This window comes from Pseudonocardia sp., assembly GCF_025465255.1.
In the GTDB taxonomy this organism is placed as follows: Bacteria; Actinomycetota; Actinomycetes; order Mycobacteriales; family Pseudonocardiaceae; genus Pseudonocardia.
This window is the reverse complement of the sequence record NZ_JAODNI010000019.1, coordinates 1-22,012: the sequence shown is the minus strand read 5'-3', so window position 1 is coordinate 22,012 and position 22,012 is coordinate 1. Positions and strand designations below refer to the sequence as shown.

Here is a 22,012-nt window from a genome sequence, read left to right as displayed (position 1 = left end):
GCCGGGGCGCTGGGCGCGGCGCCGCTGGCCGACCCGGCGTCGCCGCCCGGCGGGACGGTCACGCCGATCCCCACGACCACGCTCCGTGCGGCGTCGTCCCCGCTCGCCGGGGCCGTTCCGGTCCGCGTCCGGGCGCCGGCGATCGGGATGGAGACCGGGCTCGTCCCGCTCGGCCTCGACGCGACCGGCGCCCTGGACGTCCCGTCCGGGGACGCCGCCGCGACCCTCGCCGGCTGGTACACCGGCGGGCCGACGCCGGGGGAGCGCGGCCCGTCGGTCCTCACCGCGCACGTCGACTGGAACCACCGGGCAGGCCCGTTCCAGCGGCTGCGCGCGCTGGCCCGCGGGGACCTGGTCGAGGTCGACCGCGCGGACGGGACCACGGCCACCTTCGAGATCCAGGACGTCCGCCGCTACGCCAAGGACGCGTTCCCGACCGCCGCGGTCTACGGGGACCTGCCCGGCGCGGGGCTGCGCCTGGTCACGTGCGGCGGATCGTTCGACCGGGGCGGGCGCAGCTACCGGGACAACGTCGTCGCGTTCGCCGCGCTCGTCGCGGCATGATCCTCGAGTCCGTACCTCTACGGATGTGCGAGGTGCGGGTCCCGTCGGAGCATCGGGGCATGCCTGCCACCGCCGCCGAACGCCCCCGGACCACGGACCTGCTGCCCGCGGCGGCCGCCTCCGCCGCCGCGACGGCCGTCGCCCTGTTCGCGACCCCGCTCGGCCGGGAGGTCCGGATCCTGCTCGCCCTGGTCCTGCTCGCCCTCGTCGGGATCGTCTGCGGGCGGGTGCTGGAGCGGCTCCCGGTGATGCCGGCGGCCCTGGCCACCGGGGTGACGTCGGCCGCGTTGGTCGTCGTCGCCGACGCCGTACAGCTAGCCGGGGCGTTCCGGGTCCTCAGCCTGCTGATCCACCTGCCGGGCATCCTGCTGCTCGCCCCGCTCGCCGTCGCGACGGGCCGGTCCTTCGTCCCGGCGGCCCCGGTGCGAGCGGTTCCGGCGGCGGACAAGAGGCTGATGAGCAGGCCGGCGGCGCGGGACGCTGTCGCCCGGGCGGCGTCGGAGGGCATGATCCGATCATGAGCGGACGGGGAGATCTGCGCGGTGCGCTGGTGGGCGCCGCGATCGCGGGGGTGTTCGGCGCCCTGTGGGCGCTGTGGGGAGCGTCCGGGCTGGCCGCGCCGGCGTCGACGATCGTGCGGGTCGCCGGGATCGTGCTCGGCCTCGCGGTCGTGGTCGAGGCGCTGCGAGGCGTCCGGACGGCGCCGCGGTCGGGTGGCGACGGGTCGATGTTTCGCACGCCGCGGTACCGGCTGATCGTCCTGGGCGAGGTGATCGCGCTGGTCGTCGGCGGGGTGGTGCTCGGCCGGGTCGGCCTGCCGCAGTACGTCTGTCCCTGGGTGGCGCTGGTGGTCGGTGCACACTTCCTGGCGTTCGGTCGCGCGTTCTGGCGCGGTTTCTACCTGATCGGCCTCGCGTTCGTGGGTGCGGCGCTCGTGGGGACGGTCGTCGGCCTCGTCGGGGGTGCACCCGGTGCGGTGATCGCGACGACGGCCCTGATCAGCTCGGCGAGCCTGCTGGTCGCCGGTGGTCGGACGGTCGTCCGGGCCTGAGCCGGGGGTCCACCGCCGGGTGGTACGGCAGACCCCGCCGCTCAGGGCGCGGCGAGCCAGACGGCCGTGTCCGCCGGGACGCGCGCGTCCTCGGTCAGCGGGCCGCTCGCCAGGATGATCTCCGCGTCGGGCAGCGGGAGCGGCTCGGCCGAGACGTTCAGGACCAGCACGAAGCCCCGGTCCCGGGCGAACGCGAGCGCCCCCTCCGGAGCGTCGAGCCACGTCAGCGGGCCGTCGCCCAGCGCGGGGTTCTCACGCCGCAGCCGCAGCGCCAGCCGGTAGAGGTTCAGGATCGAGTCCGGGTCCTTCGCGAGCCCCTCGGCGGTGTGCTCGGCGAACCACTCCGGCTGCGGGAGCCACGGCTCCCCCTCGCCGAAGCCGAACGGCGGCGCGTCCCCGGACCACGGGATCGGCACCCGGCAGCCGTCGCGGCCCCGCTCGGTGTGCCCGGAACGCCTCCACGTCGGGTCGTCCAGGACGTCCGGCGGCAGGTCCTCGACCTCGGGCAGGCCCAGCTCGTCGCCCTGGTAGACGTACGCCCCACCCGGCAGGGCGAAGATCAGCAACGCGGCGGCCCGGGCCCGGCGCAGGCCGAGCTCGAGGTCCGCGGCCGTACCGATCATGGAGTCGAGGGACGTGCCGATCCCGGCGTCGGGGTCCCTGGCCAGCCGGGACACGTGCCGGGCGACGTCGTGGTTGGACAGCACCCAGGTCGGGGGCGCCCCGACGACGGAGTGCTCGCGCAGCGTCCGCGTCACGGACTCCTTCAGCGCGGGGGCCAGCCAGGCCGCCTGCAGGAAGTCGAAGTTGAACGCCGTGTGCAGCTCGTCGGCGCGCAGGTAGCGGGCGAACCGGTCCGCCTCCGGCACCCACGCCTCCGCGACGAACACCCGCGGCGGGTCGTAGGTGTCCGCGATCCGGCGCCAGTCGCGGTAGACGTCGTGCACCTCGTCGCGGTCCCAGTGCGGGTGGGGACCGGGCTCGTGGTTCCGCCGCGTCCCGACGTCCGGCAGCCCCGCCTCCTTGACCAGCGAGTTCGCGACGTCGATCCGGAAGCCGTCGACGCCACGGTCGAACCAGAAGCGCAGGGTCTGCTCGAAGTCCGCGTGGACCTCCGGGTTCTCCCAGTTCAGGTCCGGCTGCTCGACGTCGAACAGGTGCAGGTACCACTCGCCGGGTGTGCCGTCGGGCTCGGTGACCCGGGTCCAGGCGCCGCCACCGAACATCGCCTTCCAGTCGTTCGGGGGTTCGTCGCCGCCCGGGCCGCAGCCCGGGCGGAAGACGTACCGGTCCCGCTCGGGCGACCCCGGACCGGCCCGCAGCGCCTCGCCGAACCAGACGTGCGCACTCGACGTGTGGTTCGGGACGATGTCCAGGATGATCCGCATGCCGCGCTCGTGCGCGTCCGCGATCAGCGCCTCCGCGTCGGCGAGGGTGCCGAACCGCGGCTCGATCGCGCGGTAGTCGGAGACGTCGTAGCCCGCGTCGGCCAGCGGCGACGGGTACCACGGGTTGATCCACACCGCGTCGACGCCCAGGTCCGCCAGGTACGGCAGCCGGTCGCGGAGACCGGCGATGTCCCCGACGCCGTCGCCGTTCCCGTCGGCGAAGCTGCGGATGTAGACCTGGTAGATCACCGCGCTGCGCCACCAGGCCGCGTCGTCCGGATCGTTCACGGGCAGGTTCCGGTCCGCCGGAGCCGCCATGCGTTCTCCTCGGGGGTACGGGGGTGCGGGCCGTCCCCATGGTGCCCGCCGCACCCGTTTCCGGCTGGATCTGTCGGTGCGGCGTGCTTCACTCGGTGGGGGACCGGCGGAAGGAGCCCCCACATGCCGTTCGTACACGGCCATCCGCGCGACCTCACGTGGGTGAAGGGGCACTACCGCCCGCCCAACTCCGCGGACGACGGCCAGCTCGGCCTGGATCTCCCCGCCCCCGCGCCGGACCTGGACGACCTGCTCGCGCAGCCCCGGGAGGAGCAGGGGGAGGGTCCTTAGCCCGAGGCGGGGTCTCGCCGGAGTGGCTGCACCGCCACCACATCGAGTGGGACGAGCCGGTGGCGGTGCCGCCGCCCGTCAGCAGTCCAGCATCTCGGCGATGACCGCGTCGATCGCCTGCTGGTCCTTCTCCCGCAGGCAGAACATGCCGAAGTGGCCCATCGGGGTGCCCACGGGCCGGAGCCGCCCGTCCGGGATGTGGGCGCAGTCCGCCTCGTGGTCCTCCGGCGGGAAGAACAGGTCCTCGGAGAACGACGTCACGAAGAACTTCGCGGTGATCCGTTGCAGCGCCGTGGCGACGTCGCCGCCGGCGTGCAGGCCGATGTCCCCGGCCTTCCACTTCGAGGCCTGCGCGAGCAGGTTGTTCGGGTCCATCGGCGCGAAGTACCCGCGGAGGAAGCCCTGCCGGAAGTCGTTCGCCGAGACGAAGCCGAGGTCCCGCCACAGCTCGTCGCGGTAGAACGCGGCGGACAGCCCGATCAGCGAGAACGCGACGGCGTGCCGCTTCAGCGCCAGCCGCAGGTCGTCCGAGTCCGCGTAGAAGCCGTCCTTGAACGCGGGGTCGGAGACCATCAGCTCGGTGTGGACGTCGATGAAGATCTGGTTGTGCACCGGGGTGCGGGCGGTGCCGGCGAAGACCGCGGCCCGCGGCACGAGGTCCGGGAAGCGGACGGCCCACTCGTAGGTCTGCTGCGCGCCCATGGACCAGCCGAGGACGGCGTGCAGCCGCTCGATGCCGAAGTGCTCGGTGACCAGCCGGTGCTGCGCGATGACGTCGTCCGCGATCGCGAGCTGGGGGAACTGGCCGCGGTCGAACGGCGCGGGCGTGTTCGACGGGCTGGAGGAGAACCCGTTGCCGAACTGCCCGGGCAGGATGACGAAGTACTTCGCGGGATCGAGCGGGCGGCCCTCGCCGACGAACATCTCCATCGACGCCGACGTGCCGCTGTACATGTGCGGGAACAGGACCGCGTTGTCCTTGGCCTCGTTCAGTGTCCCGTGCGTCTTGTAGGCCAGCCGCGCGTTCGGCAGCGTGTACCCGCTCTGCAGCGGGAAGCCTCCGAGGTCCAGATACTCGTGCTTGCCGTGGACCTCGTCGGAGTAGTAGTCGCTGATCGCCATGATCTCCCTCGTCGTTGACGGAGCGGTGAGGTTCGATCATCGGTTTCCGCGCCCGTTCCCGCAACGGCGTGATCGGGATTTCCCGGGCGGCCGGAGACGGTAACCCGAAAGTGAGGCGCGGGTAATGGATTGTCCCTGGCCTTCCTGGCCCGACCACGATCCCGCGACGAACGGAGGCTCCCGTGAGCACACCGTCGACCAGCCCGGCCGCCGGTGCGAGCACCGGAACGGACGCGAGCGCGTACCTCGCCCGCCGCCAGCTCCGCACGGGCGCCGCGGGGTGGGTGCTGCTCGCGGGCCTCGGCGTCAGCTACGTGATCTCCGGGACTACTCCGGCTGGAACTTCGGCCTGGCCGAAGGCGGTTTCGGCGGCCTGCTGATCGCGGGCGTGGTCATCGCGGCGATGTACTTCGCGATGGTCCTGGGATGGCCGAGCTGTCGTCCGCCCTCCCGGCAGCCGGGGGCGGGTACACCTTCGCCCGCCGCGCGCTCGGCCCGTGGGGCGGCTTCGCCACGGGCACCGCGATCCTGATCGAGTACTCGATCGCGCCGGCGGCGATCGCGACCTTCATCGGTGTCTTACTTCGAGTCGCTGAACCTCTTCGGGATCACCGACGGCTGGTGGGTCTACCTGGTCGTCTACGCTCTGTTCATCGGGGTGCATCTGACCGGCGCCGGCAAGGCGCTCAAGGCGATGTTCGTGATCACCGCGAACGAGGTCGCCTCGGCGATCGGGGCCCGCAGCGTCGTCGAACATCCGCCCGCCGCACGGGACCGGCTACGAGGCCGCCGCGACGACGCTGGCGATGCTGATGGCGGAGGCCGGGCGGCTCGGGCTCTCGGGGGTCGCGCTGAAGGCGGACCCCGCGCTCGAAGCGTGACTCAGGCGTTGACCAGCCCGGCCTCGCGGGCGATGTGGCAGATTCCGAGCAGCCGCAGCGTGACCACGTCCGCGTGCTGCCACTGCCCGTCGTGCGGCAGCGGGACCCACCCGACCTCGCGGCGCTGGCGTTGCATCAGCTTGCGCGCGTAGGCGGCCAGCCGGACGGCGACGGTGCCGCTCAACCGCGCGGGGAGGGTGGCGACGGTGAGCGCGCCGCTGGCCGCGCGCGCGGGACCGCCCGTCACGATGTCCCGGACCGCCGCGGCGTGCTGGTCCACCACGGCCGCCAGCCCCGGGTCGCCGGCGGCGGCGGACAGGCCGGAGCGGCCGATCTGCTCGGTCAGGTGCTGGAGCCGCCGCCGCGCGGAGCGGTCGGCGAACACGGTGCGCAGGTCCTGCAGCACAGTCACGGGGTGGATCGTAGCGAGCGGAATCACATGATCGGGTGACGATCCCGTGCGGCCGATCCGGTGTGTCCGGCGGCACCCCGATCACCCTGAGCAAGGCCAGCGCCTCCGCCGCGGAGCTCCCGGGGGCTGCGGAGTGGACGAGGAGGACCTGGTCGTCCGCGGTGTCGTGCAGGGCGTCGCAGTCCAGTTCGAGCAGGCCGACGGCGTGGTGGGCGAAGCACTTCCGGTCGTCGTGCCGGACGGCGACGGCCCGTTCCGCCCACAGCGCCGCGAACCGTGCGCTGCGCCGCCGGAGCGCCGTGACGAGCGCCGTCATCCCCGGGTCGTCCGGGTAGCGGCCCGACGCGGCCCGGAGGTCGGCGACGAGCGCGCGGTCCAGCCGTTCGCGCTCCGCTCGTCGCTCGTGTGGATCCGGCTGCCCGGCCCGGTGAAGCTGCGCCACGCGATGTTGCGGTCCGCGGGGGCGAGGGCGGAGAAGTCCCCGAGCAGGGCGACGCCATCGCGTTCCGGGCGATCACGTCCATCCTCGCGTTGACCAGCATCGCCGGCAGGTCCGTGAGCCGGTCCATCAGCCGCAGCATCGAGGGTCGCGCCGAGCTCGGTGCGGTCCACGACGCCAGCATGCCCCGGTTCGTGCGCCGTAGCCTGGTACCGCGGGTCCCGGGTTGCGGTGAGCCTGGCGGCCGGCGTCGCCCGGGGCGACGCTGGAGACATGAGCGACACGACCTACGCCCTGGTGACCGGGGCGAACAAGGGCCTCGGCCTGACGACGGTGCGGCGACTCGCGGAGCTTGGGTGGACGGTCCTGCTCGGGGCGCGGGACGCCTCCCGCGGCGCGGCGGCCGCCTCGGGCCTGGCGGGCCTCGACGTGCACGTCCTCCCGATCGACGTCACGTCCGACGAGTCGGCGTGCACCGCGGCGAAGCGGGTCGAGGACTCCTACGGCAGGCTCGACGTCCTGGTGAACAACGCCGGCATCACGGGCCCGTATGTGGCCGCCGCGGACACGGGCGCCGGCGACCTGCGCAAGACCTACGAGACCAACGTGTTCGGGCCGGTCCGGGTGACCCGCGCGTTCCTCCCGCTGCTGACCCGCTCGGCCGCGCCACGGATCGTCATGGTGTCCAGCGGCATGGGCTCGATCGCGGTGACCAGCGACCCGTCGCGGCTGGAGTCGCAGCTGGTCGCGCTGACCTGCACGTCGTCGAAGACCGCCCTGAACATGATCACGACGCAAACTCGGCCTGACGGGCCCCTAACATCCGATCCTCAACGGGCACAGCGGGTTCCAGACCGTCGAGGAGGGGACGGACGTGATCGTCACCCTCGCCCAGGTCCCGCCGGACGGGCCGACGGGGACCTTCGTCGACCGGAACGGTCCCGTGCCCTGGTAGGGCCCGTGCGCGTCGCCGCCGACCGGCCGGACCTGCTGCTCTACGACATCACTCGCTACGCCGGCCGGGCGCTCGCCCATCGCTGGAACGTCCCCCTGGTGCAGCTCTCGCCGTCGATGGTGGCGTGGGAGGGCTTCGAGGAGGACATGGGCGAGGCGCTCGCGTTCCGGCGGGACCCGCGCCTCGTCGAGTACCGGGAGCGGTTCGCGGCCTGGCTCGACGGGCTGGGCATCGACCTGGACCCGGACACCTTCAGCGGACGGCCGCGGTGCGTCGTGCTGATCCCGCGGGCGCTGCAGCCGCACGCGGACGACGTCGACGAGAAGGTCTACACCTTCGTCGGGCCGTCGCTGGACCGGCGTCCGCACCAGGGGGACTGGCCGGAGTCGGAGAAGCCGCTCGTGCTCGTCTCGCTCGGCTCGGCCTACAACGACCGGACGGAGTTCTTCCGCGCGTGCGTCGCGGCGTTCGGCCCGTTGCCGTGGCAGGTCGTCCTCGCGATCGGGCCGCACACCGATCCGGCCGCGATCGCTGAGCTGCCGCCGAACGTCGAGCTGCACCGCTGGGTACCGCAGCTCGCCGTGCTGCGACGGGCGTCTGCGTTCGTCACGCACGCGGGGATGGGCGGCTGCTCCGAGGGGCTCCATGAGGGCGTCCCGATGATCGCGGTGTCACAGGCGGTGGACCAGTTCGGCAACGCGGCGATGTTGCAGGAACTCGGCGTCGGCGTGCATCTCCGGCCGAGGAGGCCACGCCCGAGGCGCTGCGGGAGGCCCTGCTGACGCTCACCGGCTCGCCGGACGTAGCCGAACGCCTGGCCGCGATCCGGGACGAGCTGCGCGCCGCGGGCGGAGCCGCGGCGGCGGCGGACATCGTCGAGGCGCAGCTCCCGACCTCGTGACCCCGGTCGGGTTCAGTACTGGACCAGCCAGAACCGTCCGCCCTGGTCGTCAACGCACTCGCTCGACGTCCCGTAGCCCGCGTCGGTCGGGTCCGTGGCCGTTCCGCCCAGCTCCCGCACCGTCCCGACCGCCGCGGCGACGTCCGGCACCACGAACATCGGTACCACCGTCGCCTTCTCCCGGCCCCCCGCGAGCCCGATCGGCGGGCGGGGGTCGCCGCCGCCGACCCGGACGATCCACATGCCCGGCTCCCGGCCCGGCAGGAACCGCCAACCCAGGACGGTGCCGTAGAAGGCGCGGGCGCGGGTGGAGTCCGGGACCTCGATCGTCGCGTAGGTGAGCTCGCCCGGGGCGGTCGTGTCCCGGCCCCGCCCGCTCCCGCCGGCGACGTCGTAGAGGGTGAAGGGGAGGCCCTGGTCGTCGACGCAGTCCGCAACCCGGCCGAACGGCATCTTCGCCGGGGCCTGCGCCGTTCCGCCGGCCGCGCGGACCAATGTGACGGCCTCGTCGACGTCGGCGACGCCGTAGCAGCAGAACAGGGTCGAGAGCTCCTGCTCGCCGACGATCCCCATGTGCGCGGTGAGGTCGGTGACCTGCCGGCCGGCGCCCGCGTGGTCGGCGGTGGCCGCCCAGCCGAGGACGGCCCGGTAGAAGCGCTCCGCTGCGACGACGTCGCGGGTCCAGATCGAGGTGTAGCCGAGGTCCCCGGGGCGCACGACGGCGTCCCCGGCCGACGGCGAGCGGGAGGACACCATCCACCGGTGCCCCGACGGATCGGTGATCGCCCCGCCCCGGCCGTACGGCGAGTCGCTCACCGGCCGGTCCAGCCGGGCGCCGCGGGCGACGGCCCGCTCGACCACGGCATCCGGGTCGGGCACCTCGAGGCGCAGCGACACGGACACCGCGTCGGGTGCAGGAGCGCGCAGCCCCAGCTCCGGGAACTCGTCCGCGAGCATCAGCACGGTGCCGCCGAGGGCGATCTCGGCGTGCCCGATCCGCCCGTCCGGCATGACGATCGGCTCGCCCCGCCGGACCCCGCCGAAGACGTCGGCGTAGAAGTCGAGGGCGGCCGCGGCGTCGGGCACGGCGAGATGGGCGGTGAGGTCGTGCAGGGGCAGCGCTTCGGCCTGGGCGGTGGTCATCGGGATCTCCCGGGTGCTGGTCAGGGGTGCGGCCGGGTCGAGGAGCAGCCGTTCCAGGCGTTCGCGCAGACGCGCGGCGAACGCGGGGTCGGGGTCGACGGGACGCACGGGGTCATGGAGGGCGTCCAGCGGATCGGTCATGACTCCGCCTCCGCGGGAGGAAGCACGTCGACGGTCATGCCGGGCCCCCTCGGTCGTCGTCGTAGCTGCGGCGGAATGCCGCGCGGGCCCGGACGAGCAGCGCCTCGGTGGCGTGCACCGTCCGGCCGAGCAGGTGCGCCACCTCGGCGACCGCGAGGCCGTCGAGGTACCGCAGGGTCAGCGCGGCGCGGTGCTGCGGGCTCTGCCGCGCGAGGACCTCCCGCGCCACCAGGGCGTCGAGCTCGGCGTCCCAGGGGTCGTCGACGTCCTCGGCGCCGCCGTCGAGCACCCGGAGCCGGCGGTCCTGGACGTCCAGGGCCCGCCAGTGGTCGACGAGCTTGTGCCGGGCGATCCCGACCAGCCAGCCGGTGCTGACGTCCGGGCCCGGCCTGCGCCGGCACGCCTGGACCGCGGCGAGGAACGTCTCCGCCGTGAGGTCCTCGGCCAGGGTCCGCCGGCCGCACCGCGCGAGCAGGTAGCCGTAGATCTCGGGCAGGGCCGTGTCGTACAGCGTGAGCAGCGCGAGGCCCGGGTCGGGCTCGACCTGCTGCGGACCGCTCACGTCCCTCCATCGCGTGGGCCGACCGAACTCCGACGGTCGATCACCCGATCGGACCTGCTCACGAGGTGCGACTCGGTCGACCGGAAACGCCGACTCGCGGGCAGGTCAGGGGAGGAAGTCGAGGAGGACCTCGAGCCAGCGGTCCGCGGCGTCGACGTGCGGGCCGTGGCCGGAGCCCTCGAGCATCTCGGTGCGGACCTTTCCGCCGGCCGCGGCGTAGCGCTCCAGGACGTCCCGGATCTGCGTGACCATCGGCTGTGCGGGGAAGACCTCCGGGCCGGGCCAGCCGGGGACCGCCTCGGCCGCGCCGAGCACGCCGAAGTCCAGCGGGGAGGCGTCCGAGACGACCAGGTCCGCGGTGCCGTGCGTCCACAGGACCGGCGGCATGGGGTCCAGGTCCACGATGTCGTCCCAGCGGCAGTACTTCGGCGACAGCGCGTTGAGGATGCCGCGGGTGCCGGGGGCCGTGCCCGGCCAGTTGGTCGACGCCGTCGAGTCGCCGGGGTAGCCGTCGTCGCCGGTCAGGGTCTTGAGGACCTCCGCGACGAGGACGTCCTCGCGGTCCGCGGGCAGCCGGTATTTCGGGGACCAGTACAGCGCGCGGATCACGTTCCGGATCGACGACGAGCTCTCGTCCGAGTCGTCGCCGCGGGCCAGCCGCGCGACGACGTCCGGGTTCGCGCCGCCCCCGCCGGATCCGGCGTGGTCGTCGAAAAGCGGGGTCCCGTCCCGGTGCACGCCGCCGTAGCCGAAAGGCGACACGGGATCCAGGAACGTCAGCGACGCGACCGGGCGGGTGTGGGCGAACGCCACGATCGCCGCCCCGGCCGTCGACCAGCCGACGAGGTGGGGGGCGGCCTCGACGCCGAGCGCGTCGAGCAGGGCCGCCGTGTCGTCCGCCCAGTCCGCGAGGCCGCGGGTGGCGTCGAGGGACTTGGGCTCGGTGTCCCCGAAGCCGCGCATGTCCGGCGCGATCACCCGGAAGCGCTCGGGGATCCGCGGCATCAGGTGCTCGTAGAAGCGGCCCGTGGAGAGGTTGCCGTGCAGCAGCACCAGCGGAACGCCGTCCGCCGGCCCGGACTCGAGGTAGTGCATCCGGAGGCGGTCGGTGTCGGCGGTGGCGGACCGCACCCCGGGCAGCAGCGTCATGCCGAGATCGTTTCCACCGGCCGTCCGGTGGTCAATCCGCCGGTCGGCTCAGGATGGCGGCGATCGGTCAGCCGGCTCGCCGTCCTGCTCGGCCCGGGTGAGGCGACGGAGCCGGGCGGCGAGGTAGGGCTGCGCCCGCCGCGCCCCGCGATGGCCCGGTCCAGCGACCGCAGGGCGCCCAGCACCGCGTCGAGGTCCGGGTGCCAGCCGCGGCGCTCGCACTCGGCGAACCACTCGGCCGGGCTCGTGTGCCCGCGGCCGGCGTTGCGCCGACGGCACGCGACGACCTCGTTCTCCAGCCAGGACGGCCCGCCCTTGACCCGGGGCACGAGATGGTCGGTGGTCGTGACCACCAGCCCGGCGCACTCCCGGCCGCACCACACGCACCGATTGCCGTCGCCGCCCGCTGCCGCCCGGAGACGGGCCGCCCGGCCGGGCTGGGAGGGATGCGGACCGTGCTCACCCCGTCCAGTGTGCCGCGCCGGCCGGGGTCGGGCAGGGTGGTCCGCGTCCGTCGACGTGAGGAGGTCCGGGTGGCCGAGCGGCTGCGGGTCGTGCTGGCGACCCCGCTCGATGAGGAACTGTGCGTGATGATCGAGCGGGAGGAGCCGCGCGTCGAGCTGGTCCGCGACCATTCCCTGCTCCCTCCGCAACGCCATCCCGGGGACCACTCCGGGGATCCGGGCTGGTTCCGCACACCCGAGGAGCAGGCCCGGTTCGAGGAGCTGCTGGACTCCGCGGAGGCGCTCTACGGCATCCCGGACGTCGACGCGGACGCGCTCGCCCGGACCGTCGACGCCAATCCCGGGCTGCGCTGGGTCCAGACGATGGCCGCGGGCGGCGGGGCCACCGTGCGTCAGGCGGGCCTGTCCGCGGAGCAGCTGAAGGCCCTCACGTTCACCACCTCCGCCGGCGTGCACGGCGGCCCGCTCGCCGAGTTCGCGCTGTTCGGGCTGCTCGCGGGGGCCAAGACCCTGCCGCGGCTGCAGGCCCACCAGAGCGCGCACGACTGGGCGGACCGGTGGTTCATGGGCCAGCTCGAACACCAGACCGTGCTGGTCGTCGGGCTCGGCGGCATCGGAATCGAGGTCGCGAGGCGACTGCAGGCGTTCGGGACGCGGGTGATCGGCACGTCGCGGCACGGCGGGGAGCCGCCCGAGTTCGTCGACGAGCTGGTCCACCCCGACGAGCTGGCGTCCGTCGTCGGCCGGGTCGACGGTGTCGTGGTCACCCTGCCCGGCACGCCCGCGACGGAGAAGCTGGTCAGCGCCGCGGTGCTCGACGCCGTCCGGCCCGGGACGACGCTCGTCAGCGTCGGTCGCGGCACCGTGATCGACGAGGACGCGCTGGTCGGGGCGCTGCGGGACGGCCGCGTCGGGTTCGCGGCGCTCGACGTCTTCGCGGTGGAGCCGCTGGCCGAGGACAGCCCGTTGTGGGACCTGCCGAACGTGCTCGTCAGCCCACACACCGCCGCGCTCGACGAGGCGGAGGACCGGCGCATCGCGGAGCTGTTCGTGGAGAACGCGCGGCGGCTGCTGGACGGGGAGCCGCTGCGGAACGTGGTGGACACGGTCGAGTTCTACTGAGCCCGCTCGCGCCGACGGACGCGCGCGGTCCGGTGCGACGCGCGCGGTCGACCGGGCGCGTGGGACTGGACGACGCGCGTGGGCCGGGCTATCGCTCCGCTTCGGATCGGCGTGCTGCTCGGCACGCCGCCGCTCGAGTGGCTCAGGCGGCCCCGACTGACGCTTGAGCCACTCGAGCGTCAGTCACGGCCCCGCTCAGGCCAGGTGCACGTACTCGTACTCGAACGGCTTGCCGTTGATCCCGTTGGTCGGCGGCGCGATCCAGCTCGCGATCTTTCCAGGCTCGTAGACCGGCCGCATCAGGGACTGGACGTGCACCTTGTCGCCCTCGCTCGGCAGCCAGCAGTCCTCCTTTGCCTCCCACGTGTCCTTGCCGACGAGGTCCCCGGCAGGGGTCACGTAGTGGTCCGAGAAGAGCCCGACGTGCCGGTTGAAGCCGACGTGCGGCAGGTAGAGCCGCTGGTCGAAGCCCGCCTTCTCCAGGATCCGGTTCCAGCGCTTGAGGCCGGACTGGCAGTCCTTGACGTACTCGTTGCGCAGGTCCGAGTTCAGCGCGAGCAGCGCCGGCACCTCGTCCTGGGTGACCACGCCGTCCCGCACCAGGTCGATCTTCGCGGAGTCCTCGGTGAGGACGTGGTCGTCCTTGCGGCGCTCCTCCTGCCAGCGGCCCTTGAGCCCTGCGGTGAAGTAGTTCGCCGCGTTCGTGGACTGCTCCGAGCCGAACAGGTCCAGCGACACCGAGTAGTGGAAGTTGACGTACTTCTGGATCACGTCCAGCGGGACGCCGCCGTGCGGCGCGATCTCGTCGGTGTCGTGCTCGCGCATCAGCTCGCACGTCCGCGTCACCACCCGGTCGATGCCGGTGGTGCCGACGAACATGTGGTGCGCCTCCTCCTTCAACATGAACTCGCAGGTGCGCGAGAGCGGGTCGAAGGCGGACTCCTTCAGCGTGCCGAGCTGGTACTTGCCGTCCCGGTCCGTGAAGTACGTGAACATGAAGAACGACAGCCAGTCCGGCGTCTCCTCGTTGAACGCGCCGAGGATGCGGGGGCTGTCCAGGTCACCGGAGTTGCGGTGCAGCAGCGCCTCCGCCTCCTCGCGCCCGTTGCGGCCGAAGAAGGCGTGCAGCAGGTAGACCATCGCCCAGAGGTGACGGCCCTCCTCGACGTTGACCTGGAACAGGTTGCGCAGGTCGTAGAGCGACGGCGCGGTCTCGCCGAGACGCCGCTGCTGCTCGACGGACGCGGGCTCGGTGTCGCCCTGGATCACGATCAGCCGCTGCAGGTCCGCGCGGTACTCACCGGGGACCTGCTGCCAGGCCGCCTCGCCCTTCTGCTCGCCGAAGGCGATCCGCCGGTCGTCGCCGCGCTCGGCGAGGAACACGCCCCAGCGGTACTCCTCCATGGCGACGTGACCGAACTGCGCCCAGCCCTCCTTGCCGACGTCGACGGCGGTCCGCAGGTACACGTCCTCCGTCGGGACGGCCGGGCCCATCGTCTTCCACCAGTTCAGGAAGTTCGGCTGCCAGGACTCCAGGGCGCGCTGCAGCTTCCGGTCGCCGGCGAGGTCGACGTTGTTCGGGATCTTCTCGCTGTAGTCAATTGACATCTGTGCTCACACCCGCCTGCGATCGAATTCGGCCTTGCGTCCGGTGCCGTACTTGCGGAGCGCGCCCTCGGGCCCGGAGGCGTTGGGGCGCACGAAGATCCAGTTCTGCCACGCGGTGAGCCGGGAGAAGATCCGGCTCTCCATGGTCTCCGGGCCGACGAACCGGTGGTTGGCCTCCATGCCGGTCAGCGCGTCCGGGGAGAGCGACGCGCGCTCCTCGAGCATGATCCGGATCTCGTCCTCCCAGTCGATGTCATCAGGGGCGTCGGTGACCAGGCCCAGCTCGAGCGCCTCGCGGGCCTCGATCCGCCGGTCCGTCTCCTGGCGGAGCTTGGCCACGTGGTCGTCGTCACCGTAGAAGCGCGAGCCCAGCCGGGAGATCCCGTTGCTCATCGGGAATGTGCCGAAGTTCGAGGCCGACAGCATGATCTGCGCCTCGTCACCCTGCTCGGAGTCGTCCTCGTCGAGCGTGCCGTCGAGCATGTACTGCCGGTCGCAGGCGAAGGCGAGCTCCAGTAGCGCGCCGGCGAAGCACGAGCCGGGCTCGATCAGCGCAATGAGGCTGCGCGACGTGACGTCGAGCCGCTTGAGCACCCGCTTGAAGTAGTGCCGGATCTCGTTGACGAGCCAGTCGTCCTTGCTGTGCTGCTCGATGACCCGCTCGAAGGCGAGGGCGTCCTCGACGTCGCCCTGCGTGCGGATGAGCCACGTGCCGAGCTCCAGCTCGTTCGCCCGCAGCCGCAGGATCAGGTCGTCGAGCTCGCGGGTCATGGCCAGCGGCCAGAAGTCCGCGCCCAGCTCGTGCACCCGCGCGCACGACTCGGGCACGCCGCCGTCGGGGCCGAGGACGGTGATCTCCACCAGGCCCCGGTCGCGGTCGAACGTGGCCTTGACGTGCTCGTAGGTGATGCCGTCCGCGGTCTCCTCGCGCTGCAGCGGCGTCAGCGCCACCCCGGAGGCGTCCGCAGGACGCGACGACCCGGCCGCGGCGGTGGCGGCGCGCTCGGCGACCGTCTCGTCCCACGCGCGCTTCGGGACGACCTCGTCGACGAGCTTCCACTCGACGGCGCGCTTGCCCCGCATGCCCTCGGACGTGGTGGCGAAGACGTCCGCCCGGTCCTTGCGGACCTTCCGCTTGTCGATCACCCGGGTCAGGCCGCCGGTCCCGGGCAGTACGCCGAGCAGCGGCACCTCGGGCAGCGAGACCGCGGAGGAGTTGTCGTCGATCAGCAGGATCTGCTCGCAGGCCAGCGCCAGCTCGTAGCCGCCGCCGGCCGCCGTCCCGTTGACCGCCGCGAGGTAGGTCTGCCCGGAGTTCGCCGTGGCGTCCTCGATGCCGTTGCGCGTCTCGTTGGTGAACTTGCAGAAGTTCACCTTCCACGGATGCGAGCTCTGGGCCAGCATCCGGATGTTCGCGCCCGCGCAGAAGTTCTTGTCCTTCGCGCTGGTCACGACGACGGTGCGCACCTCGGGGTGCTCGAACCGCAGCCGCTGGGTGGCGTCGTAGAGCTCGATGTCCACGCCCAGGTCGTAGCTGTTCATCTTCAGCTCGTAGCCCGGGACGATCCCGCCGGTCTCGTCGATGTCCAGCCGCAGGTACGCGACACCGGTCTCGGCGGACCCGGACGTGTCGAGCGTCCAGTGCCGGTACGTGGCGGGATCGGCGTCGAAGGAGACGGCGGGCGTCTCCTCCGTGTGCTCTGCCGAGCCTGACGGGGCGGTGGTGCCGGCTGCGTCGATGGTGCCGGTCTCCTCGGTCATGTCGGGATCCTCCTGCGCTGCGTCTGTCCCAGGTGGGGTCTGTCCCGAGCGGGACGCGGCGGTCAGCTGGCTGAGAGTCTACAACATGCTCGCGCTTCGGGATAGCGCTGTAGAACGTCAGGTGACGCCGTTGCTCCGGACCCGTTTCCGCAGCTCGCCGACGTCGGTGTGCTCGAACCCGTGCGCGGCCAGCCATCCGGAGATCGCGTCGGGGTCCGGGTGGCCGCGCGGGACGACGTTGTAGATGTAGTTGAGGTGCCGGCTGCCGGCCTCCTCCTCGAGCCGTTCCAACACGAACGTGCCGACGCCGGAGCCGCGGTGCTCCGGATGGGCCAGCACGAGGATCTCGGCGTCGCCCCAGGACTCGTCGAGACGCCCGTAGCCGACGACGGCGCCGTCGTCCTCGACCCGCCACCACTCGTCGCCGAGCTTGTCGCCGTCCTGCGGGGTGCCGAGGCCGAACAGGGTCGGCGCCAGATCGCCGAGGACGTCGGCCTTCGATCCGTCCCAGATCGCGGGCGTCTCCCGGATCCACTCGTGGGTCATACCTGCCTCCTCGCGTCCGCCCGAGTGTGGCCCGGGTCTCCCGGGGTCGCAGCGCAGCACTGGGGCATCCGCACGAGCGGCACTCTCGCTCACCGGGTCTGAGCGAAAGTGCCGAATGCGGCGATCAGGTGCGCACCGGCGTCTCGGGGGAGAGGAGGGGCGTCGACGCCACCGTGGCCCCGGCGGGCGGCGCCTCCACCGCGAGCGCGCGGAGCCGGTAGCGCTGGATCTTGCCGGTGGCGGTCTTCGGCAGCTCGCCGATCGGGACGACGGCGCGGGGCCGCTTGAAAGCCGCGAGCCCGGCCCGGCAGAACGCGATGACCTCGTCCGGGTCGACGACCACCCCGGCCCGCGGCACGACGTACGCGACCGGCTTGTCCAGCCCGTCGGCGTCCGGGATGCCGACGACCACGGCCTCGGCCAGGTCCGGATGCTCGAGCAGGCGGGACTCGACCTCGGCAGGCGAGACCCAGATGCCGCCGACCTTGAGCACGTCGTCCGCGCGGCCCAGGCAGGTGAGGCTGCCGTCGTCGTTGCGGACGTACTGGTCCCCGGTCCGCATCCAGCGGCCGTGGAAGACCGCCCGGTTCACCTCGGTGCGGCACCAGTAGCCGGTGCAGATCGAGTCCCCGGAGATCCACAGCATCCCGGACTCGCCGGCGCCGTCGATCACCGTCCCGTCCGTCCGGCGCAGCTCGACCTCGTAGCCCGGGACCGGGAAGCCGGAGCTGCCCGGGACGACCGCGCCGGGTCGGTTGGAGACGAAGATGTGCAGCGCCTCGGTGGAGCCGATGCCGTCGAGGACCTCGAAGCCGAACCGCTCGCGCACGCCGTGGAACATCCGGGCGGGCAGGGTCTCGCCGGCCGACGCGCCGCGTCGGGTCGTCGCGAAGGCGTCGTCCGGGACGCCGGACGCGAGCAGCGGACCCCAGAAGCTGGGCACGGCGAAGAACAGGGTCACGCCGTGCGCCATGACCTTCTCGGCGATGAGGTCCGGGGTCGGGCGCGACGGTTCGAGCACGACCGATGCCCCGACCGAGAGCGGGAAGAACATCGAGTTGCCGATGCCGTAGGCGAAGAACAGCTTCGCGACGGACAGGCACACGTCGCCCGGGTCGATTCCGAGGACCTGCGTCCCGTACGTCTCGGCGACGTAGCGGATGTCCGCGTGCCGGTGCATCGCGCCCTTGGGCTTGCCCGTGGTGCCGGACGTGTAGAGCCAGAGGGCGGGCGACTCGTCCCAGGTGGGGTAGGGCTTCTCGACCGGAGCGGCGCCGGCGGCCCGCAGCTCGTCCCAGGTCAGGGCGCTGATCCCGGGGGGCGCGGTCGGCCGCGCGCCGGCGAGCACGAGGTGGCGCAGGTCCGGGGCGTCCGCGGCGGCGGTGTGCACGGCGTCGGCGAACTGGTGGCTGCCGAGCAGGGCGCGCGCCCGCGAGTCGGCGACGAGCGTGGCCAGCTCGGGTCCGGTGAGCATCGTCGAGCAGGGCACGGCGACCGCGCCGATGTAGAGGGTGGCGAGGATCGCGGTGAAGAGCTCGACGTCGTCGGCCATGCAGAGCACGACGCGTTCCTCGGGGCGGACGCCGATCCCGGCGAGGCCGGCGGCGACCGTGCGGACCTCGTCGACGAGCTCGGCGTAGGTGAGGGTGCCGCGCGGGTGGTGGACCGCGACACGAGCGCCGTCGCCGGCGTCCACCCGTCGGTCCGTCAGATACTCCGCAGCGTTGAAGAGTTCGGCCATGGTGCTGGCTCCTGTGCCGGTTCGGGTGCTCGAACTCTACAGCTCGATCACGTACCGTCAACGGTTCGTAGAAGATCGCAGATCCTGCGATCCTGACACGGCGGGCCTTCGCCCTGTACGAATGTCGTGTGGTGCGGCGAACGCCGGATCACCTGGATGTCGCCCGCGTGCGCGGGCGTCGGAGGTGACAGTGACGTCAACGACCCTCCCGACCGGGAACGGCGCCCCGGCGGCGGGCAAGCAGCCCGTCCCGATCGTCGGCCTGAAGCGGGAACGCGAGGTGCTCACCGTCGCGCTGGCGACCGGCCGGCACGTCGTCATCGAGGGCCCGCCCGGAACCGGCAAGTCCACGCTGCTGCGCTCGATCGCCCGGGACGCGGGCCAGCACGTCGTGTTCGTCGAGGGCAACGCCGAGCTGACGCCCGCGCGGCTGATCGGCGCGTTCGACCCGTCGCAGGTGCTGGCGGAGGGCTACCTGCCCGCGAGCTTCGTGGACGGGCCGCTGCTCAACGCCATGCGTGAGGGCGGCCTGCTCTACCTCGAGGAGCTCAACCGGGTCCCCGAGGAGACGCTCAACGTCCTGATCACGGTGCTGACCGAGGGCGAGATCGCCGTCCCGCGGCTCGGCACCGTCCAGGCCGGCCCGCGGTTCCGGCTGATCGCCGCGATGAACCCGTTCGACGCGATCGGCACCGCGCGGGTCAGCCAGGCGATCGCGGACCGGATGTGCCGGGTCGTCCTCGGCTACCAGGACGAGGACGCCGAGCGCGCGATCACCGGCTCCGTCAGCGGGGTGCAGGGCCCGGTCAACGACCTGGCCGTCCGCCTGACCCGCTCCACCCGTGCGCACCGGGACATCAGGATGGGCTCCTCCGTCCGCGGGGCCATCGACCTCGCGCTGGTGCTGACCGGCCTCGCCGAGCTGCGCGGGGAGGAGAAGCCCGCCCGCGAGACCGCCCGGGACGCCGCGCACGCCGCGCTGTCCGGCCGGATCAAGATCGCCGACGGCGTCGACCGGACCCCCGAGGCCGTGATCGACGAGCTGCTGGAACGGCTCTGGCCGGAGGACTCCGACGAGCCGGACGCGCCGGACGCGCCGGACCAGGACGGTGATTCGGGAAAAGCTGAGGGCCCGCCGCCGTCAGGTGGAGCGGGCCAGCAGAAGGGCAAGGACAAGCCGACGCCCAGCCGTGGGCAGCGCACGATGGGCCGCGGCGAGCTCGGGAGCCGGCACGAACAGTTCGAGGACGTCTCACCCGAGCTCGGTGAGCTCGACGCCGAGGCGTTCGACGCCGCGCTGGCCGAGAACCCCGAGGCGGCCGCCGCGCTGCTGGCGGACCTCGCCGTCGCGACGGACGTGCAGCTGCGCGCGCAGGCCCGCAAGCTGGCCGGACGGGTGTTCATCCAGCTCGGCAAGGTCGGGCCGGCCAAGGCGCGGGGGACCCGCCGGATCGCCGCGACCAAGGGCGGCGAGGGCGATCTCGACCTGGACCGGACCCTCGACGCCTGGCAACCGGCCGTCTCCCGTCGGCCGCTGCCGGAGGACCTGGTCACCCGGGGCTGGACGGCGCACCGACGGGCCGTCTGCCTCGTCGTGGACATCTCCGGCTCGATGCAGGGGCTCGCGGTCGCGCTGGCGGCCGTCGCGGCGTCCGGCGTCGTGCTCGCGTCCGAGACCGGCGGCGCGAAGCTCGAACCGGGTGTCCTCGCGTTCGGGTCGGGGGTGCGGACGCTGCAGCGGCAGGGCGTCCGTCGCCCGCCTGACGAGCTGATCGGCGAGCTCGTCGCCCTGCGCGGGCACGGGACGACGGACATCGCCGCCGCCCTGCGGGAGGCGTCGAGGCAGCTCGCCGGTGCGGTCGCGGACGAGCGGATGGTCGTGCTGTTCTCGGACTGCCTGCACACCGCAGGCGACGAGCCGACGACCGCGCTCGGCGGTATCGACCGGTTGCACGTGCTGTGCCCGCTCCCGGACGAGGACGCGGAGAAGGCGTCCGCGGCGCTGGCGGCGCGGGGCGGCGGCACCTGCCGGCCCGTGCGGAGGCTCGCCGAGGTCGGGCCGGCACTCACCCGCATCCTGGCCTGACGGGCCGGTGCGCGGTGCGTGGTGCCCGGCCCACGTACCGCGCCCCGCCGCCGCGGGCGCATATCCTCGGCGCCGTGGGAACAATCGTCAGCTTCCATGCCCATCCCGACGACGAGTCGATCGGCTCCGGCGGCACCCTCGCCAAGGCCGCGAAGAACGGCCACCGCGTAGTGCTCGTCTTCGCCACCCGCGGTGACCTGGGCGAACCCGTCCCGGGAGTGCTCGCCGAGGGCGAGCCGCTGTCCATCCGCCGGTCCGCGGAGTGCTACGAGTCCGCCAAGGCCCTCGGTGCCGCGCGCGTGGAGTTCCTGCCGTACACGGACTCGGGGATGATGGGCCTGCCCACCAACGACGCCCCGTACTGCTTCTGGCAGGCCCGCGTCGAGCACGCGGCCAAGCTGCTGGCGGTGATCCTCGACGAGGAGGAGCCGGACGTCCTCACCGTCTACGACGACAACGGCGGCTACGGCCACCCGGACCACATCCAGGTGCACCGGGTCGGGATGCGGGCGGCCGAGCTGTCCGGCGTCCCCGTCGTCGCGCAGGGGACGATCAACCGGGACTGGATGCTCCGCGGGATGAAGGGGCTCAAGGAATCCGGGCAGATCCCCGAGGGGTGGGACGCGTCGTCGTCCGAGCCGCCGCCGGACTTCGGCAAGCCGGAGGCGGAGATCACCCACCGGGTCGAGGCCGTGGACTTCGTGGAGCAGAAGCGGGCGTCGATGCGCGCCCACGCCAGCCAGATCGGGCCGGGCCACTTCATGCTCGCGATGCCCGACCCCATCTTCGCGATGGGCTTCGGCACCGAGTTCTACATCGTGGCGGACCCGCCCGCCCCGGCCGTCGCGCCGGACGTCTTCACCGAGCTCTTCCTGCCGATGCGGTAGGCCGGGTGACCACGGTCGCGTGACCGCGGGTTCCGGACCCGCCGGTGGCCGTTCTACTCTGCGTAGAGCATGATGCGCGTGCGAACCGTCGTGCCAGGGCAGACCATCGCCCCGGCAGGGGGTACGCCGGTTCGCGCGGGATAGAGTTCGGACCTGCCCCATGAGGTCCAGTGCAGGAGGCACAGTGACAGCCGTCGCCCCCAAACCGATCACGACGCGCCCGTACCCGGCGCGTCGGACGGGTAAGGGCTCCACGTTCCTGAAGATGCTGCGGACGACGGACCCGAAGGACATCTCGATCCTTTACATGGTCACGTCGTTCGGCTTCTTCATGGCCGGCGGTGCGATGGCGCTGCTGATGCGTGCCGAGCTCGCCCGCCCTGGACAGCAGATCCTGTCCAGTGAGCAGTACAACCAGCTCTTCACGATGCACGGCACGATCATGCTGCTGCTGTACGCGACGCCGATCCTGTTCGGCTT

At 72.8% G+C, this 22,012-nt stretch carries 20 protein-coding genes and 2 pseudogenes; 10 read left to right on the top strand and 12 right to left on the bottom strand.

Annotated elements, in window-relative coordinates; translation table 11 throughout:
- From JWP64_RS01985 to JWP64_RS01975, 3 genes are all read left to right on the top strand, one after another.
- The coding region (locus JWP64_RS01985; protein ID WP_297491574.1) for a class F sortase at positions 1-564 on the top strand (564 nt) is incomplete at its 5' end.
- A 59-nt stretch (positions 565-623) separates the two neighbouring features.
- Positions 624-1,085 carry a hypothetical protein gene (locus tag JWP64_RS01980; RefSeq protein ID WP_297491571.1) on the top strand — a complete coding sequence of 154 codons (462 nt, stop codon included), beginning with the start codon at positions 624-626 and terminating at the stop codon, positions 1,083-1,085.
- Complete coding sequence (locus tag JWP64_RS01975) at positions 1,082-1,615, top strand: hypothetical protein (protein ID WP_297491568.1); 534 nt, start codon at positions 1,082-1,084, stop codon at positions 1,613-1,615. Before JWP64_RS01980 ends, JWP64_RS01975 begins: the two co-directional genes overlap by 4 nt.
- Before the next feature lie 41 nt (positions 1,616-1,656).
- Here the strand turns inward: JWP64_RS01975 and JWP64_RS01970 are convergent, their stop codons facing one another.
- Complete coding sequence (locus tag JWP64_RS01970; RefSeq protein WP_297491566.1) at positions 1,657-3,321, bottom strand: glycoside hydrolase family 13 protein; 1,665 nt, start codon at positions 3,319-3,321, stop codon at positions 1,657-1,659.
- A 123-nt stretch (positions 3,322-3,444) separates the two neighbouring features.
- On the opposite strand from JWP64_RS01970, the gene JWP64_RS01965 reads away from it, so the two are divergent.
- The gene (locus tag JWP64_RS01965; protein ID WP_297491563.1) at positions 3,445-3,612 is read left to right on the top strand and encodes a hypothetical protein; all 168 of its coding nucleotides are present in this window, start codon (positions 3,445-3,447) and stop codon (positions 3,610-3,612) included.
- 78 nt (positions 3,613-3,690) lie between these two features.
- Here the strand turns inward: JWP64_RS01965 and JWP64_RS01960 are convergent, their stop codons facing one another.
- Positions 3,691-4,734, bottom strand: a complete 1,044-nt coding sequence (locus JWP64_RS01960) for an alpha/beta fold hydrolase (RefSeq protein WP_297491561.1) — start codon at positions 4,732-4,734, stop codon at positions 3,691-3,693.
- A 182-nt stretch (positions 4,735-4,916) separates the two neighbouring features.
- Between JWP64_RS01960 and JWP64_RS01955 the strand changes: the two are divergent.
- A pseudogene (locus tag JWP64_RS01955) lies at positions 4,917-5,446 on the top strand (ethanolamine permease); the annotation flags it as partial.
- Between the two features lie 170 nt (positions 5,447-5,616).
- On the opposite strand, the gene JWP64_RS01950 reads toward JWP64_RS01955, so the two are convergent.
- Positions 5,617-6,027: a DUF6401 family natural product biosynthesis protein gene (locus JWP64_RS01950; protein ID WP_297491557.1), complete on the bottom strand. Its 411-nt coding sequence runs from the start codon at positions 6,025-6,027 to the stop codon at positions 5,617-5,619.
- 148 nt (positions 6,028-6,175) lie between these two features.
- Positions 6,176-6,469 (bottom strand): annotated as a pseudogene (locus tag JWP64_RS31320) (hypothetical protein); the annotation flags it as partial.
- Between the two features lie 270 nt (positions 6,470-6,739).
- Here JWP64_RS31320 and JWP64_RS31315 point away from each other — a divergent pair.
- Positions 6,740-8,203 (top strand): SDR family NAD(P)-dependent oxidoreductase, encoded by a 1,464-nt coding sequence (locus tag JWP64_RS31315; protein WP_366889227.1) that lies wholly within the window; start codon positions 6,740-6,742, stop codon positions 8,201-8,203.
- Between the two features lie 131 nt (positions 8,204-8,334).
- Here the strand turns inward: JWP64_RS31315 and JWP64_RS01930 are convergent, their stop codons facing one another.
- From JWP64_RS01930 to JWP64_RS01915, 4 genes are all read right to left on the bottom strand, one after another.
- Positions 8,335-9,606 carry a VOC family protein gene (locus tag JWP64_RS01930; protein WP_297491547.1) on the bottom strand — a complete coding sequence of 424 codons (1,272 nt, stop codon included), beginning with the start codon at positions 9,604-9,606 and terminating at the stop codon, positions 8,335-8,337.
- 34 nt (positions 9,607-9,640) lie between these two features.
- Entirely contained in the window at positions 9,641-10,168 is a 528-nt protein-coding gene (locus tag JWP64_RS01925; RefSeq protein ID WP_297491543.1) for a sigma-70 family RNA polymerase sigma factor, read from the bottom strand.
- 105 nt (positions 10,169-10,273) lie between these two features.
- Positions 10,274-11,317 carry an alpha/beta hydrolase gene (locus JWP64_RS01920; RefSeq protein ID WP_297491540.1) on the bottom strand — a complete coding sequence of 348 codons (1,044 nt, stop codon included), beginning with the start codon at positions 11,315-11,317 and terminating at the stop codon, positions 10,274-10,276.
- Positions 11,314-11,670 (bottom strand): hypothetical protein, encoded by a 357-nt coding sequence (locus JWP64_RS01915; RefSeq protein ID WP_297491537.1) that lies wholly within the window; start codon positions 11,668-11,670, stop codon positions 11,314-11,316. The genes JWP64_RS01920 and JWP64_RS01915 overlap by 4 nt, the downstream gene beginning before the upstream one ends.
- Positions 11,671-11,850: 180 nt before the next feature.
- On the opposite strand from JWP64_RS01915, the gene JWP64_RS01910 reads away from it, so the two are divergent.
- Positions 11,851-12,903, top strand: a complete 1,053-nt coding sequence (locus tag JWP64_RS01910) for a D-2-hydroxyacid dehydrogenase (RefSeq protein ID WP_297491534.1) — start codon at positions 11,851-11,853, stop codon at positions 12,901-12,903.
- A gap of 195 nt (positions 12,904-13,098) precedes the next feature.
- Here JWP64_RS01910 and boxB read toward each other — a convergent pair whose 3' ends face one another.
- From boxB to JWP64_RS01890, 4 genes are all read right to left on the bottom strand, one after another.
- Complete coding sequence (gene boxB / locus JWP64_RS01905) at positions 13,099-14,511, bottom strand: benzoyl-CoA 2,3-epoxidase subunit BoxB (protein WP_297491532.1); 1,413 nt, start codon at positions 14,509-14,511, stop codon at positions 13,099-13,101.
- A gap of 6 nt (positions 14,512-14,517) precedes the next feature.
- Complete coding sequence (gene boxC / locus JWP64_RS01900) at positions 14,518-16,272, bottom strand: 2,3-epoxybenzoyl-CoA dihydrolase (protein ID WP_297491529.1); 1,755 nt, start codon at positions 16,270-16,272, stop codon at positions 14,518-14,520.
- A gap of 117 nt (positions 16,273-16,389) precedes the next feature.
- Positions 16,390-16,818 (bottom strand): GNAT family N-acetyltransferase, encoded by a 429-nt coding sequence (locus JWP64_RS01895; RefSeq protein ID WP_297491526.1) that lies wholly within the window; start codon positions 16,816-16,818, stop codon positions 16,390-16,392.
- A gap of 124 nt (positions 16,819-16,942) precedes the next feature.
- Entirely contained in the window at positions 16,943-18,559 is a 1,617-nt protein-coding gene (locus JWP64_RS01890; protein ID WP_297491524.1) for a benzoate-CoA ligase family protein, read from the bottom strand.
- 190 nt (positions 18,560-18,749) lie between these two features.
- Here JWP64_RS01890 and JWP64_RS01885 point away from each other — a divergent pair, with 190 nt between their 5' ends.
- The 3 genes from JWP64_RS01885 to JWP64_RS01875 form a co-directional block, all read left to right on the top strand.
- Positions 18,750-20,645 (top strand): AAA family ATPase, encoded by a 1,896-nt coding sequence (locus JWP64_RS01885; RefSeq protein ID WP_297491522.1) that lies wholly within the window; start codon positions 18,750-18,752, stop codon positions 20,643-20,645.
- Between the two features lie 74 nt (positions 20,646-20,719).
- Positions 20,720-21,532 (top strand): PIG-L family deacetylase, encoded by an 813-nt coding sequence (locus JWP64_RS01880; protein ID WP_297491518.1) that lies wholly within the window; start codon positions 20,720-20,722, stop codon positions 21,530-21,532.
- 184 nt (positions 21,533-21,716) lie between these two features.
- The coding region (locus JWP64_RS01875) for a cbb3-type cytochrome c oxidase subunit I (RefSeq protein ID WP_297491515.1) at positions 21,717-22,012 on the top strand (296 nt) is incomplete at its 3' end.